We start from the raw sequence: 13,769 nt of genomic DNA, 5'->3' as shown, positions 1-13,769 counted from the left end.
TTAGCCAATGAACGGCCTTTCTTCGGGGTAGCGGTAGCGCAGGCTAATAGTCCGGGCGGCCAGTGCCGCCACGAAGGTGGTTGGGCCTACGCGGCCAACGTACATGATGAGGCACAGCATGAGCTGTGATGGTGCGGACAAACTTGCGGTAATACCCGTGGACAAACCCACGGTGGCGAAGGCGGACATGACTTCGAAAGTGACCTGGTCCGCGGTGAACTCGGGGTCCCAGATGCGCAGCGTTGCCACACCTACGGCAACGACGATCATTCCGGCGGCGGTCAGCGCGAGGGCTTGACGGAAGGTGGACAGCGGCAGGCGACGGTGCCCGATGGAGGTGTCTTCCCGGCCCAAGAATTCAGAAATCATCGCCGCGCCCAGAACGCATGTAGTGGTGACCTTGATGCCGCCCGCTGTACCGGCGGAGCCGCCGCCGATAAACATCAAGATGTCCGTGACCATCAGCGTCAACGGGTTCGCCTCACCGTAATCGATGGCGTTAAAACCTGCCGTTCGGGGCGAAGCGCTCATAAAGAAGGCGTTGATGAGCTTCTGGCCCAGCGGCATCCCGTGTAGTACCCCAGAGTTTTCTGCCAGGAGGAAAACAACGGTGCCACCCAGCAGCAAGAACGCAGTGGCGCCCAGCGTCATCCGGGCGGTCATGGACATGCGGTGAATGCGCGGTGTACCACCACGCCAGCGCGTTAGCCGTGCGCGGGCCCGTCGCACGAACTCCGCCAGCATGGGATAGCCCAAGCCGCCGGTAATCAGGGCGAAGGCAAGGGGAAGAAGGATCCAACCATCAGCGGCAAAGGAAACGACGCTATCGGAATAGGTACTGAACCCGGCGTTGTTGAAGGCCGAAATAGCGTGGAAGATGCCTTCCCACACCGCGCGTCCTGGTGCTACTCCGTGTTCGGTGGCTAAACGCACGCCGATAAATACGGCAACGATGGCCTCGCAGATCAGAGTCATCACCAAGGTAAGCAGCAAGGCGCGGCGAATTCCGCCAGAAGTCACGGCGCGGCCCTCCGCAGCACTAGTTCTGCGAGCTTTGAAGCTGATGCGGCCGGTCAGAAGCATGCCAGATAGCGAAGCCAAGCTCATGATGCCGAGGCCGCCCAGCTGGATGAGCGTAATGATGACCACTTGGCCAAAGGGCGTCCAGTAAGTCCCGGTGTCCTCCACCACGAGACCCGTTAGGGAAACTGCTGAGGTCGCAGTGAAAAACGCAGGCAAAAATGGAGTCCACTGCGGAACGTTGGCGGAAATCGGCAGCATCAGCAGCACCGTTCCCACAAGGATGAGCAGGATAAAGCCCGCGGCGGTGAGCCGAGCTGGGCCCAAGAAATGACCGCGTTTCACAGCGCTTCAGCTTACAACCTATTACCTCAGATGAACACTCCCCTAAGCCTTGGATAGTGCGATTTCATTATGCGAAGCTTCACAATCAATAACGCCGAAGGTAGCGCCACAAAGTAGGCGCTACATCAACTTGGTCTTCTCCAAAGTCTCTACCCAGCCGTTGGTGAACTTCTCCAACGGTTTGTGGAAGACCACGCCCAAAACCAGCATCGGCACGGCAAAGAGTAAGAGGGCAAGCAGCGAGAGCCAGAAATCGCCGTGATAAGTTCCGGCGATGGCCGCGCGGAGTGCACGGATGGTGTAGGTCGCCGGCAACCAGGGGCTAATGTTCTGGAACCACTCCGGAAGCACTTGCAATGGATAGGCACCGCCCGACGAGGACACCTGAATCACCAGCATCAGCACCGCTAAGGCTTTACCGGCGTTGGCGAAGGAGACCACGAAGGTGTAGCAAATCAGCATAAAGATGAGCGAGCTTACCCAGCCTGCCAGCAGCATGAGAATCGGGTGCGCAGGCTCGATGCCCACGAAGAAGATGAGGCCCAAAATGAGCATCGTCGACTGCATGAGGCCGACTGCCGCGAAAATACCGAAGCGCCCGAAGAAGCGCTGCATCGGCGAATACTTGTCCTTGTCCACAACATCCGTGCGCACGCTCACTGCGGTCAGCAGCGCGCCCACCCACAGCGCCAGCGCCGTGTACATGGGCGTCATGCCGGCGCCGAAGCTCTTGACGGGGTAGACCGCTTGCCTGTCGACGTCCACTGGGGCCGCAATCGCACGCGCTAAGGCGTCCGGATCTGAACCAATAAGGTCCGCGAGTTTCTTCAGATCCCCGGATTCCGCAGCGGAATCGATGTCCTTCTTTAGATCACCAAACTTGTTCGCCTTGTCCTGCAAGCCAGAGGCGAGCTTCTGTACCGCATCCCGAGCATCCGTCAAGGAAGAGGAATCAATGGTGACGGGAGTCTTCGCGGTATCCAGATCCGCGCTGACCTGGCCCAGGGAATCCTGCAGCGCGCGCAAGGATTCACGCAGGCCAGAGGTGGAGATCCCCTCCACTGCCTTCTTGGCATCATCGAGGCTGGAGAGATCCGGCTTCGTCGGTTCGGGAGCGTTGGCGGCGGCCGTAAGGCGCGCATGAAGGGCACGCTCGGCGTCGATAGCGTCCTCGATCCTGCTTAGCGCTTTCTCCTTATCCCCTACGGGAATCGGGAGGGCCTCAATGTGGCCATGCAGGTTCTGGTACTGCGCAATGGTGCCTTCTACCTGGCCGGCCAAGGTGTTGAGCGCGGCAACGCGGTCGGCGCGGGAGGCGGAGGCGTCGTCGTAAAGCGCATCAATGCGTTGGCGTACCACGTCATAACTGGCGGCGGTGGCATCGAGGGATTGCTGCAGGGCGTCGGTGGAAACATTGAGTGAGGAAGACTGGATCTCCGGCAGCTCCAGGTCTGCCGAGTCCGCAATGCGCTGGGCGCTTTCCATGAGCGGAACCGCGGTATCCACCAGGCCCGCGAGGGAACGCGCGGTACGCGCGGCCATGTCCAGCTGGGTCTGCACACCATCCGCGCGCGCCTGCATCCGGTCCAACACAGCCTTGGTATCGCCCTGGCTCAAGAAGTCGGAGAGTGAGGTGACCAGATCGAAGGAGACGTCACCGACCGTCGTGGTGAAGGCCTCGGCCACCTGAGCCGACACGCCTTCTGCACCCTGACCAGTGATCTTCGGCGCCAGCGCATTCTTCTTCTCATTCGTATAGAAGGACAAGTCGGCGGGCTTGGATCCATCCGTGTAGAAGTTCATCATGTCGGTACTGAAATCTTCCGGCAGCACGATGGCTGCGTAATACTCACCGGACTTGGTACCTTCAATCGCCTCATCGGAAGTCGTCACAACCCAATCCAGCTGCTCGTTTGCACGTAGCTCATTGAGCACCTGGTCGCCGACGTTGATGGGCACCGGCAACAGATCGCTTTTATAGCCGGTGTCCTTGCTAGCCACCGCCACCTTGAGCTGGCTGGTGTTATCGAAGGGATCCCAGCTGGCCAGAACGTTAAACCAGGTGAACAGCATCGGGATAACGACGAGGCCCACGAGCATCACCGTGCTCATCACGTTGCGGCATGCGGTGCGCATGTCGTTGACGAAAAGATCGAGTGTTCCACGCATTAGTTATCCCCCTCCGTGGAGTCGGCCCCGATGCGAGCCGGATGTTTGATGTCATCCTCATCCAACGTCACCAGCTCTGCGGACTGCTTCAGACTGATGCGTAGGTAGTCCAGGGTGACCGCGGCGATAATGATGAGGAAGCACCATGCCGTCCAAATAGCCAGAAGCAGCGGCTTCTGGTCGGGCAAGAGACCCGAGACGACGATGAGGATCACCACTCCGATAACACCGGCGATGGCCACCAGCTTGAGCCAGTAGCCCCAGTCATGCGCGCGGCGGTCCAAATCTTTCTTCAGACCACTGCGGCTATCCAACGCCTGGATGACGTCCGCGATGCGGTAGCCGGAGCCGACAACCTGCACATTTTCATAGTCAAAGAGCTCGGTATCCCGCAGCTCGCGGTTAAAGATGACGTTGAAGTGCGCCAAAGCCTTACGCAGCAACAGGCCGAAGACGAAGAAGAGGAGGAACATGAAGGCCAGCACGCCCATGTTCTTGAAATAGTGGTTGCCGTAGAATCCACCGATGGTTTCACGCATGGCGTCAATGCCGTACGTGAACGGAAGCAGCGGGTAGATGCTGTGGAAGAAGTTGGGCAACAGCTCAATCGGGTACAGGCCCGAAGCACCCGGAATCTGGATAATGACAAAGACCACGCAGAGGCCGCGGCCGAGGTGCCCCAGCGACGTCGACAACCCATAGATAATGCTCAAGTAGGCCAGCCCCACGAGCACGCCCGTCAGGATGAAGGCAGGCGCGTTCACGGTCTGCACGCCGATGAGCAGGTCACCGACGGTCACCGTGATGGCCTGGATGATGACCATCAAGGCCATGAGGAGGAAGCGGCCTAGGTAGGCCTGACCCACCGTGACGCGGTGGAATCCTTCCTTATCCACCTCGACCCGGAAGATAACCATGAGGACAAAGGCGCCGATCCACAGGGAGAGGTTGGTAAACAGCGCTGCCATGGCGGAGCCGTAGCTGTCCACCGGGTACACGGTTTCGGTCTTCAGCTCGATGGGCTCGGCAAAGAACTTACCGATTTCTTCCGCATCCAGCCCGGTGACATCTTGAACGACTTTGGAGTTCATCGCAGCACGCAGCGAACCCACATCACCCTGCATAGCGCGCAAACTGTCCTGTAGGGCAAGGAGGTTGGCATCGAAATCAGACAAGGTGTCCTTCGTGGCCCGAAGCTGCTGGGCCACACCTTCCAGAAGCCCATCAGCTTCCTGCATGGTTCCCTTCTGGGCTTCCAGGGTGGAACTCAAAGCACTCGCCGTGGAGCTCAGGCTGCTCATGGCGCGGTTGATCTCCGGAACGGCGGTGGTCACGGTATCGCGCAGCGTCTGCGACGTGGCCTTAGTATCGGCTGCTGCCTGGTTGATGGCCTCCGCACTAGCCTGCAGGTTGTCCGCCGCGGCCTGAGTATCCTTGCTCAGCGCACTGAGGTTTCCCACCAACTGGCGGTTGGATTCATTACCCTCATCAAGGCGCTGGATGGCATCATCAATTTCCTTGGCCACCTGCGGTGAGAGCGTTGCGGAATCGCGCAGGGCTTTAAGCTGCGCAATCGATTCTGCGCTCGCATCAATGGCGGTGTTGGCTCGCTGCGTGGCGTAATCGAAACGGTCACCGGCCTGGTTCAGGCCAGCTGTGACATCCGCAATGGATTCCTGCGCCTGGGCGGTACCGTCCGCCACCGCACTTGCGCCACTGACGAAGGCACCTGTGGTCTGGTCGGTGAAGTCACCGATGCCCCCTTGGGCCTGCTCGACTAGGGAGGAGACCTCGGCGAGGGCTGTTTGGGCGTCGCCCAGCGCAGCACTCACATCAGCCACCGTAGACTTGGCGCCCAACGTGGAATCAGCAGCGGCGTCAAGCTTTCCCTGGATCCGCGCGAGGTTCTCGCGGTTGCCGTCAATCTCCTGCGCGGTCTCCCCGAACGCGGAGCTGGTGTTGTTCATCGCGCGCGTGACTTTTCGCTCGAAGTCGGTACCGGTGTCCTTAACATTTTCCGCCGCAACCGTGGCCACCTGCTCCTTGAAGGCTGCCGTAATCTGCTTGTCCAAACCTTTGGCACCGGTATCCGTGATCTTCACGGCGATGGCGTTGTTCTTCTCGTTGACGCGGTAGACCAGTTGCGGCTGCGTGAACTTCCCGTCGAGCATGCTCACGAGGTTCTCGCTAAAGTCCTCCGGAATCGTCACCGAGGCATACACGTCTCCCTCTAAAAGGGCTTTCTCGGCTTGGTCGCGCTCAAGAAATTGCCAGCCTAGCTGGTCATTCTTTTTCAGCTTTTCAATGACCTCGCTGCCGACATCAATGTCCCCGGTGAGCTCGTTGTTTGCACCCTTATCCTCATTGACCACGGCCACTTTGATGTTGTTGGTATGGCCATAAGGATCACGAAAAGCCGCGATGTTCACCCATGAATACAACGCGGGGGTGATGATGAGTCCGATGAGGATGATCCACGCCCTGGGGACGCGGCCAAGCCTGGCTACATCTCTGATAAAAATCTTCCAACTTTGGCGCACTGAAGGGAGTGTACCCGTTGAAAGTCCAAGTCTCTAGCCTGCCGAAACCCATAAAGCAAATTTCCATAATTAACAATTAACGATTGATATGGTTTGCTGAAACAAAACCCTTGCCCACACCCCGCCAACTTGTATTGATAAACAAAATTCTCGGCACCCGAAAACCTCAATCCACCCCAGCGCTACAATCGGCGGCCATGATTGAAGTCGCAGCCGTCGTCATCCGCAATCCGCAAGGCCACGTTCTCACCGTGCGTAAGAAGTCCTCCACCAAGTACCAGCTGCCCGGTGGCAAGCCCGAAAAGGGCGAGGCGCTTGTCGACGCCGCCCTGCGCGAAGTCGCCGAAGAAGTAGGCCTCACCCTCGACGCCGAGAACCTCAACAAACTCGGCACCTTCGACGCTCCCGCCGCCAACGAACCGGGAGAGGTCGTCGTCGGCACCATCTTCACCTACATCCGCACCGTCACCGCCGACGAACCCCATGCGGCCGCCGAAATCGGCGACACCGCCTGGGTCGACCCAGCAGCCCCCGACCGCGCGCTTGCACATCTGTTGCGTAACCGCGTCTTCCCTGCACTAACCTAGCCGCCGCCCTCTCGGCACCATTGACTCCGAAAACATCAACAGCTACTCTTTTGAACATGTTCACTGAACACGTTCATTCATCGCGCTCGGTCGCCAAGCTGGCACCGACAGCAAGGTCCTAGCCACCGCCTACGACCTCTTCCTCACTCAGGGCTACGCCACCACCAGCATCCGGAGCATCGCATCCGAAGCTGGCGTCAGCGTGGGAACCGTCATGGGAGTCGGCGACAAACAAACGCTGCTTATCCACACCATTGGCCAACACATTTCAGAACTCCACGATGACATCCGGGGACAATCCGATAGCCTCCTCGACGTCCTCAAACCATTCCTGCAGATGTTCACCGGCCACGATGAACTCTCCCGCGCGTTCGGCGCGGCGCTCATCCAACAAGGTAACCAAGGCGAAGCGCTCACCGCGCTCAAAGCGCTCCTGACCGATGAAATCGCCCTTCGCCTTGGCTCCAGACTCAACAGCGACGATGCGGCCGAGTACTCCAACCTGCTGTACAACGTCTACCTCGGCTTACTCATTGGCTGGGCCGCCGGCCTCTACGACACCGAGCACCTCACATCCCAAGCCGCCTCATCCATCGAACGCCTCAACACCGCATTCGGAGTACACCAATGATCCTAGAATCCTCCCCCGCTTGGCCCTCCCTGCTACTGGCAGCCATTCTGCTTGGCGACGCCGCCCTCTCCCTCAAACCAGTCCCCTTCATCGAAGCCTGCCTCAGCGGCGTCAAACTCCCCAAGGACTGGTGGTGGGCACTCATTGTCATCAAGTGCCTTGCAGCCACAGGACTCATCGCCGGCCTCTGGTTCCCCGGCGTAGGAATCGCAGCCATGGTTGGCATCATCGCATATTTCTGCGCAGCCGCAGCAGCCCATGTCCGCGCCCACTTCCTCGGCAGTGAATTCTGGATTAACTGCTTAGGCATGCTCGCGCTCTCAACCGGTGTATTGGTCCTGACGCTAGTGCTGAATTAGGAGACCTATAATTCTTCGGAACCACCCTGCCCCATTTCGCTATCAAGCACATTCGCCCGATATTTACTTCTTTTTCATCCCCCATCTCACTATGCCGTTCGTTGCTTCGGGAAGTGGCTGCGGGGAATAGCACTCATGAATTTTGGAAAGAACAAAATATTCGGAGAAAGGGATCTGTTCACAGTGAACTTCACCTTTTGAATCCCACGCGAAAGCGTTCAAGTCATGCCAGGCCTTGAATTGTCGCTGCAGACAATCGAAACCGTTAATTCCGAAGAAACTACACAGCTCGGCAATAGTAAATTCAGCTACAACGCTTTCTTCATGCAGCATAATTCGGACAAAGTTCTCATCGGGATCGATGTTCGTGTTACTTTCCACATCCCAAATTGGCCCGTTTAGTAACTCCATGACGCTCCCAGCCAGCACAGATTAAGCTCAGTGCCTTCATTCTAAGTTCTCGGCTCACGGACTGCCGTCATACGAAGGAACTGAAAACGTAGAATCCCGAGCCACCGGTGAAACGATGACTCGGGTTCTGTAGTTTGCGGAGACGAGAGGATTTGAACCTCCGGACCTACGCAAGTAAGTCAACTCCTTAGCAGGGAGCCCCATTCGGCCGCTCTGGCACGTCTCCAGCGATTCGCAATGAATCGTCCATCACTCTACCTGAGCGCTTCCCCTAGGGACAAAATGGGGCTTCCCTATTCTTTCCCTGAAGGGCCGCATGCAGCTTGAGGGCCACGTAAAGAGCCGCGCAACGCCAGCCATCATCCAACACGCCAGGCCCGAGAATCTCACGGACGCGGTCTAGGCGGTAGTGCAGCGTGGCGCGATGAATGTAGAGCGCGGCGGCGGTCGCAGAGACGTTGCGGGAATGCTCAAAATAGGTCAGCAGGGTGTGCCAGTAGGAGTTGCGGGGGTCGTCGAGAAGCACGGCGGCATCGGGGCTCATTTCCACCACCGTTGCTGGGGTCAGCTCCCACCCACGCAGCAGCCGCCACGCGCCGGCCTCCTCCCAGCGCAACGAATCCTGGCCACAGAGCTTGGCCACATCCGCCATGAGCCGCGCCTGCGGGCCCGTCGGCGCCGAGCCACGCGCCACTACCTCAGCGCCGGTGACAAGCGCGGCACTCTTCAGCTCCTCCATGAGGGCCTCGGTGTCCTTGTCGTCGCGGCGGCACTCGACAAGCACGAGGGAATCGTGGGAATCCGCCACCAAGAAAGGCCGGCGCGCCAGTGGGCGGGCAAGTTCCACGGCTACCGCACGCTGATCGCCTTCAACCAGCACGCGATGCACGGTCAACTCACCATCGTTGGGCAGGAGATCGCGCTCCCGCGCACCCGCCAGCGCGACTGGATCACCGGTGAGCACCTCGCGGGCCAGCTCACCGAGCTGCTGGGCGCGGGCGGCGAGGGGAGCATCGCGTTCGTCGATAAGCCTGGCCAGGGGCGCTGTTAAGGAACCGACGCGGACCAATGAAGCATCACCCAGCGCGGGCTCATCGATGATCCACAGATAACCCACGAGCCGATCCTCGTGGCGCAGGGGGATGACCACGCGAGGCAGCATGTCATAGCGCGGGTTGGCGGGCAGGCGTACCGGCAGGACCGCCTCTTGAATACCGAAGCTCAGCATCCACGGGATGGGCTCTCGGGGCGGGGTGCGGTTAAGGATGGAAGCGGCGCGGTTCTTATCGATGGCACCAATCTGCGCACTAGCGGCAATCACCGCGATGGCGGGGGTAGTCACCTCAACGGAGCGCTGCAGGATCTGGGCGCATTCGTCGACGATATCTTGGATGCTCGTCAGCTGCGGGGGTGTCACTTTTGACATATGTCAAAGATACTTACGAATATTGTCTGATGACAAACAAAACTGTGGTGCGCCATAATCTCCTACAGTTCAATGACTCACGTCACAGATATACGTTCATGAAGGGCGTCTACATGACCACAACCAACAATTCCGTCAAGGCACAGGACGTTGTCGCCAGCGACAACGCCAGTGCAGACGACGGCCTGCAGCGCGGCATGAAGTCGCGCCACTTGCAGATGATCGCTTTTGGCTCGTGCATCGGCACGGGCCTCTTCTTGGGCTCCGGCGCCTCCATCCAGGAGGCCGGCCCGGGTGTTATCGCCGCCTATGCCATCGGCGGCTTCATCATCTTCCTCATCATGCGCATGCTCGGCGAGATGGCCGTGGAGCACCCCGTCGCCGGCTCTTTCAGCGCCTACGCCCGCGAATACATCGGGCCCATCGCCGGCTTTGTCACTGGTTGGAACTGGTGGTTTACCACCATCGTTGTCGGCATGGTGGAGCTTACCGCTGCGGGCACCATCATGGACTTCTGGTTCCCCGGAATTCCGCACTGGCTCACCGCCCTCGTCGCACTCGTCATCGTCACCGCCATCAACTTGGTGCACGTCGGCGCCTTCGCCGAGGCAGAGTTCTGGCTCTCCCTCATCAAGGTCGCCGCGCTCATCCTCATGATCATCGTCGGTGCGGCCATCGTCTTTGGCCTCACCCCGGAGCCGGCCCTGGGCTTGAGCAATATCACTGAGCACGGCGGCTTCTTTCCGAATGGTATCGCCGGTGTGCTCTTCTCCCTCGTCGCGGTGATTTTCTCCTTCGGCGGCATCATCTCCATCGGCACCGCCGCGGGCGAGGCGCAAGATCCCGCCAAGAGCCTGCCCAGGGCCATCAACAACGTCATCTGGCGCATCCTCATCTTCTACGTCGGCGGCATCGGCATCATCGTGCTGCTCGCCCCGTGGAACGAACTCGATACCTCTACCTCGCCCTTCGTGCGCGCGCTGAGCACCCTGGGCATTACGGCCGCCGCCACTGGCCTTAACCTCATCGTGTTGGTCGCGGCTGTGTCCGTGTTCAACACCATGACCTTCTCTGGTGCGCGTATGCTGCGGGATCTCTCCCGCGGCGGCCAAGCTCCTCCCTTCTTCGATTCCGTCAGCGCCAAGGGCGTGCCGGTTCGCGCCTTGCTCTTCAACTCCCTACTCATGGGTTCGGCGGTGTTGCTCAACTTCCTCTTTGAGGGGAAGATCCTGCTGGTTCTCCTCGCCATCATCGTGGGCGCGGAGCTCATCTCCTGGTCCGCCATTGCCGTAGCGCACCTGAACTTCCGCAAGCGCTGCCCGGATGCTGCTTTCCGCGCACCGCTCTACCCCATTGCCAACTACCTGTGCTTGGGCTTCTTCGCCCTCATCATCGCTTTGATGTTCATGCTGCCCGACTACCGCACCGGCGCCATTGTCCTACCCTGTTGGATTGTGACCTTGGCCCTCATCTGGCTGGGCAAGAAGCGCCACGACGCCCGCACTCAGTAACTAATGAAGAAAAGGACTTTCCTCCATGCAGACCACCATTGGTGATTTCATCCTGGACCGCCTCAAGGCCATCGGCATTACTGAAATCATCGGCGTGCCCGGTGACTTCAACCTAAGCTTCCTCGAGCAGATCGAGGCCTCCGAAGGCATCCGCTTCGTCGGCGCCTGCAACGAGCTCAATGCCGCCTATGCCGCCGACGGCTACGCCCGCCAGAAAGGCGTGGGCTGCCTGCTCACCACGTACGGTGTGGGCGAGCTCTCCGCCCTCAACGGCATTGCGGGTGCCCGCGCCGAGCACGTCCCGCTGGTGTCACTGGCAGGCGCGCCGCCACAGTATGCGACTGAATTTCGCTGGAACCTGCACCACTCGCTTGCCGACGGCGACTTTGCCAACATGCTCGATTCCTTCGCACCCTTCACCGAGGTGGCCACACGCGTGTCTCCGATGAACGTGGTGGAGGAATTCGACCGCGCCCTGCACACCTGCCTGCGCGAAAAGCGCCCGGTGCACATCCAGATTCCTTCCGATATCACACACTTGACCATCGAGGTCCCCGACGAGTCTTTCTCCACCGAGTTGGCAACCTCCGATCCGGAGCGCCTCAACGCCGCTGCGGATTACGTGTTGGAGCACCTCGCGAAGGCCAAGGACCCGATCATTCTCATCGATCAGGACACCAACCGCCACGGTTTTACGGAGAAACTCCGCGCCATCATCGACAAAGCCCAGCTGCCCTACTCCCAGCTCTCCTCCGGCAAGGCCATCTTGTCTGAGCGCCACCCGCTGTTCATCGGCACCTATAACGGCGCAGCATCGGCGCCGGGTGTGCAGGAGCGCATCGAAAAGTCCGACTTCCTGGTCACCACGAACCCGCGCTTCATCGAGGTCAACTCCGGTTCCTTCACCCACAACCTGGCTGAGGCCCGCGTCTACAACTTCGGTGACCAGCACGTCAACGCCGACGGCGAGTTCTTCGTGGGCATCAATACGCTGGAGCTTCTCGACGTCCTCTTGGACCGCATCCCGGAAGCCGAGACGTCGCCAAGCACGGCCTTCGAGCCCGAGCCCTTCGAGCCGAACCCGGATGCCCCGCTGACTCAGGAGCGCATCTGGCCGCAGATGCTCGGCTTCATCCAGGAAGATGACGTGGTCATCGCCGAAGCCGGCACCTCCAATATCGGTCTGGGCCAGCAGCGCATGCCGGAGGGCGTGCAGTACATCAACTCCACCATTTGGGGCTCCATCGGCTTTACCCTGCCCTGCGTGCTTGGCTCACAGCTGGCCAACCCGGAGCGCCGCCACGTCCTCTTCATCGGTGATGGCTCCTTCCAGCTCACCGCGCAGGAGCTGTCCACCATCCTGCGCCAGGACCTCAAGCCCATCATCGTGTTGGTGAACAACGATGGCTACACCATCGAGCGCTACATCTTGGGCATGGAGCGCGAATACAACGAGATCCAGATGTGGGACTACACGGCCCTGCCGAAGGCCTTCATGAAGGACACCACGATGGAGTCCTACGTGGCCTCGACTGAAGGCGAATTGGCCAAGGCCTTGGAAGACATCGCCGCCCACCCAGAGCGCGGCGCCTTCCTCGAGGTGCGCCTTGATGCTTTCGACGCGCCGAAGGGACTTCAGGCCTTCGGGCCGCAGACCGCTGACTTCGACTTCGGGCCCCGCGGCCCGCGCAACGCCTAAGGTGGAGACCATGATTCGACCAGACCTTTCCTCCCTGCCCGCCTACGTTCCCGGAAAGAACGCCGAGCACGCCTTGAAGCTCTCCTCCAACGAGGCGGCTCAGGAGCCGCTGCCCGGCGCGCTCAAGGCCATGGAGGTAGCTGCCGCGCACGTTAACCGCTACCCGGATATGGGCGCGGTGGAAATCCGCAAGGCGCTGGCAGAAAACCTTGGCGTCACCCCGGAACAGGTCACCACCGGTGCGGGTTCCTCCGCGATTTGCCAACAGCTGGTGCAGATCACCTCAGTACCCGGTGATGAGATTGTCTTCCCCTGGCGCTCCTTCGAGGCTTATCCCATCTTCGCGCAGGTCGTTGGCGCTACCCCGGTCAAGATCCCGCTCACCGCAGATCACCGCGTCGACTTAGAGGCCATGGCGGCGGCCATCACGGACAAGACCCGCCTGGTCTTCGTGTGCAACCCGAATAACCCCACCGGCTCCATCATCACCAAGGAAGAGTTCGACGCCTTCTTGGCCAAGGTCCCGAAGGACGTCATCGTGTCGCTCGATGAGGCCTACATCGAATACAACCGCAACGACGCCGTCCCGCTGGCCACCGACTATGTCCACACCCACGACAACATCATTGGCCTGCGCACCTTCTCCAAGGCCTATGGCCTGGCCGGTGTCCGCTTAGGCTATGCCTTCGGCAACGCCGAGATCATCGAGGCGCTGAGCAAGGTGTCCATCCCGTTCTCCGTGAACTCCATCGCGCAGGCAGGTGCTGTGGCTTCGTTGGCCGCCCAGAAGGAGCTGCGCGAGCGCACCGATGAGACCGTTAAGCAGCGTGACCGCCTGGTGGAGCACTTCGCGGACTTTGGCGTACCGGAATCCCAGGCCAACCACATCTGGTTCGCGGCAGACACCATTGCGAAGCTGGGCTCCCCGCAGGACGTTGCTGCACAGCTTGCCGGCAATGACGTTCTCGTCCGCGCCTTTCCCGAGGGCGTGCGCGTAACCGTGACCACAGCTGAGGAAACCGACGTCCTGCTTAAGGCGTGGGACGCTGCCTTCGCTGCAGAGGAGTAGTT

The 13,769-nt window shown here is 60.0% G+C and carries 11 protein-coding genes, 1 tRNA gene and 1 pseudogene; 7 read left to right on the top strand and 6 right to left on the bottom strand.

Annotated features, from left to right (window positions below):
* The 3 genes from NX84_RS01885 to NX84_RS01875 form a co-directional block, all read right to left on the bottom strand.
* Window positions 1–1,365, bottom strand: a complete 1,365-nt coding sequence (locus NX84_RS01885; protein WP_039673150.1) for a TrkH family potassium uptake protein — start codon at window positions 1,363–1,365, stop codon at window positions 1–3.
* Between the two features lie 120 nt (window positions 1,366–1,485).
* On the bottom strand, window positions 1,486–3,534 hold the full coding sequence (locus NX84_RS01880) for a YhgE/Pip domain-containing protein (RefSeq protein ID WP_039673148.1): 2,049 nt from the start codon (window positions 3,532–3,534) through the stop codon (window positions 1,486–1,488).
* The gene (locus tag NX84_RS01875; RefSeq protein ID WP_039673146.1) at window positions 3,534–6,074 is read right to left on the bottom strand and encodes a YhgE/Pip domain-containing protein; all 2,541 of its coding nucleotides are present in this window, start codon (window positions 6,072–6,074) and stop codon (window positions 3,534–3,536) included. Before NX84_RS01875 ends, NX84_RS01880 begins: the two co-directional genes overlap by 1 nt.
* 197 nt (window positions 6,075–6,271) lie before the next feature.
* Between NX84_RS01875 and NX84_RS01870 the strand changes: the two genes are divergently transcribed.
* The 4 genes and pseudogenes from NX84_RS01870 to NX84_RS01860 all read left to right on the top strand — a co-directional run bounded on the left by NX84_RS01870 (window position 6,272) and on the right by NX84_RS01860 (window position 7,651).
* Window positions 6,272–6,661 carry an NUDIX hydrolase gene (locus NX84_RS01870; RefSeq protein ID WP_039673144.1) on the top strand — a complete coding sequence of 130 codons (390 nt, stop codon included), beginning with the start codon at window positions 6,272–6,274 and terminating at the stop codon, window positions 6,659–6,661.
* A 79-nt stretch (window positions 6,662–6,740) separates the two neighbouring features.
* Window positions 6,741–6,830: pseudogene (locus tag NX84_RS13100) on the top strand (hypothetical protein); the annotation flags it as partial.
* 33 nt (window positions 6,831–6,863) lie between these two features.
* On the top strand, window positions 6,864–7,292 hold the full coding sequence (locus NX84_RS01865) for a TetR/AcrR family transcriptional regulator (protein WP_231913715.1): 429 nt from the start codon (window positions 6,864–6,866) through the stop codon (window positions 7,290–7,292).
* Window positions 7,289–7,651: a DoxX family protein gene (locus NX84_RS01860; RefSeq protein WP_039673142.1), complete on the top strand. Its 363-nt coding sequence runs from the start codon at window positions 7,289–7,291 to the stop codon at window positions 7,649–7,651. The genes NX84_RS01865 and NX84_RS01860 overlap by 4 nt, the downstream gene beginning before the upstream one ends.
* Before the next feature lie 63 nt (window positions 7,652–7,714).
* Here the strand turns inward: NX84_RS01860 and NX84_RS01855 are convergent, their stop codons facing one another.
* The 3 genes from NX84_RS01855 to NX84_RS01845 all read right to left on the bottom strand — a co-directional run bounded on the left by NX84_RS01855 (window position 7,715) and on the right by NX84_RS01845 (window position 9,488).
* On the bottom strand, window positions 7,715–8,062 hold the full coding sequence (locus tag NX84_RS01855) for a hypothetical protein (RefSeq protein ID WP_039673140.1): 348 nt from the start codon (window positions 8,060–8,062) through the stop codon (window positions 7,715–7,717).
* 137 nt (window positions 8,063–8,199) lie between these two features.
* Window positions 8,200–8,288, bottom strand: a tRNA-Ser gene (locus tag NX84_RS01850).
* Window positions 8,289–8,333: 45 nt separating this feature from the next.
* Entirely contained in the window at window positions 8,334–9,488 is a 1,155-nt protein-coding gene (locus tag NX84_RS01845) for a PucR family transcriptional regulator (protein ID WP_039673138.1), read from the bottom strand.
* Window positions 9,489–9,601: 113 nt separating this feature from the next.
* On the opposite strand from NX84_RS01845, the gene NX84_RS01840 reads away from it, so the two are divergent.
* From NX84_RS01840 to hisC, 3 genes are read left to right on the top strand one after another with little or no spacing between them, the layout of a single operon-like run.
* Window positions 9,602–10,999, top strand: coding sequence for an amino acid permease (locus NX84_RS01840; protein WP_231913716.1), 1,398 nt, complete (start codon window positions 9,602–9,604; stop codon window positions 10,997–10,999).
* A gap of 25 nt (window positions 11,000–11,024) precedes the next feature.
* Window positions 11,025–12,698, top strand: coding sequence for an alpha-keto acid decarboxylase family protein (locus tag NX84_RS01835; RefSeq protein ID WP_039673136.1), 1,674 nt, complete (start codon window positions 11,025–11,027; stop codon window positions 12,696–12,698).
* Between the two features lie 10 nt (window positions 12,699–12,708).
* Complete coding sequence (hisC, locus tag NX84_RS01830) at window positions 12,709–13,767, top strand: histidinol-phosphate transaminase (RefSeq protein WP_039673135.1); 1,059 nt, start codon at window positions 12,709–12,711, stop codon at window positions 13,765–13,767.
* Window positions 13,768–13,769: the final 2 nt, after the last annotated feature.

Origin of the sequence: Corynebacterium minutissimum, from assembly GCF_000805675.1 — a bacterium.
GTDB lineage: Bacteria > Actinomycetota > Actinomycetes > Mycobacteriales > Mycobacteriaceae > Corynebacterium > Corynebacterium minutissimum.
The sequence above is the reverse complement of the archived record's forward strand: the minus strand, read 5'-3'. Positions and strand labels throughout refer to the sequence as shown.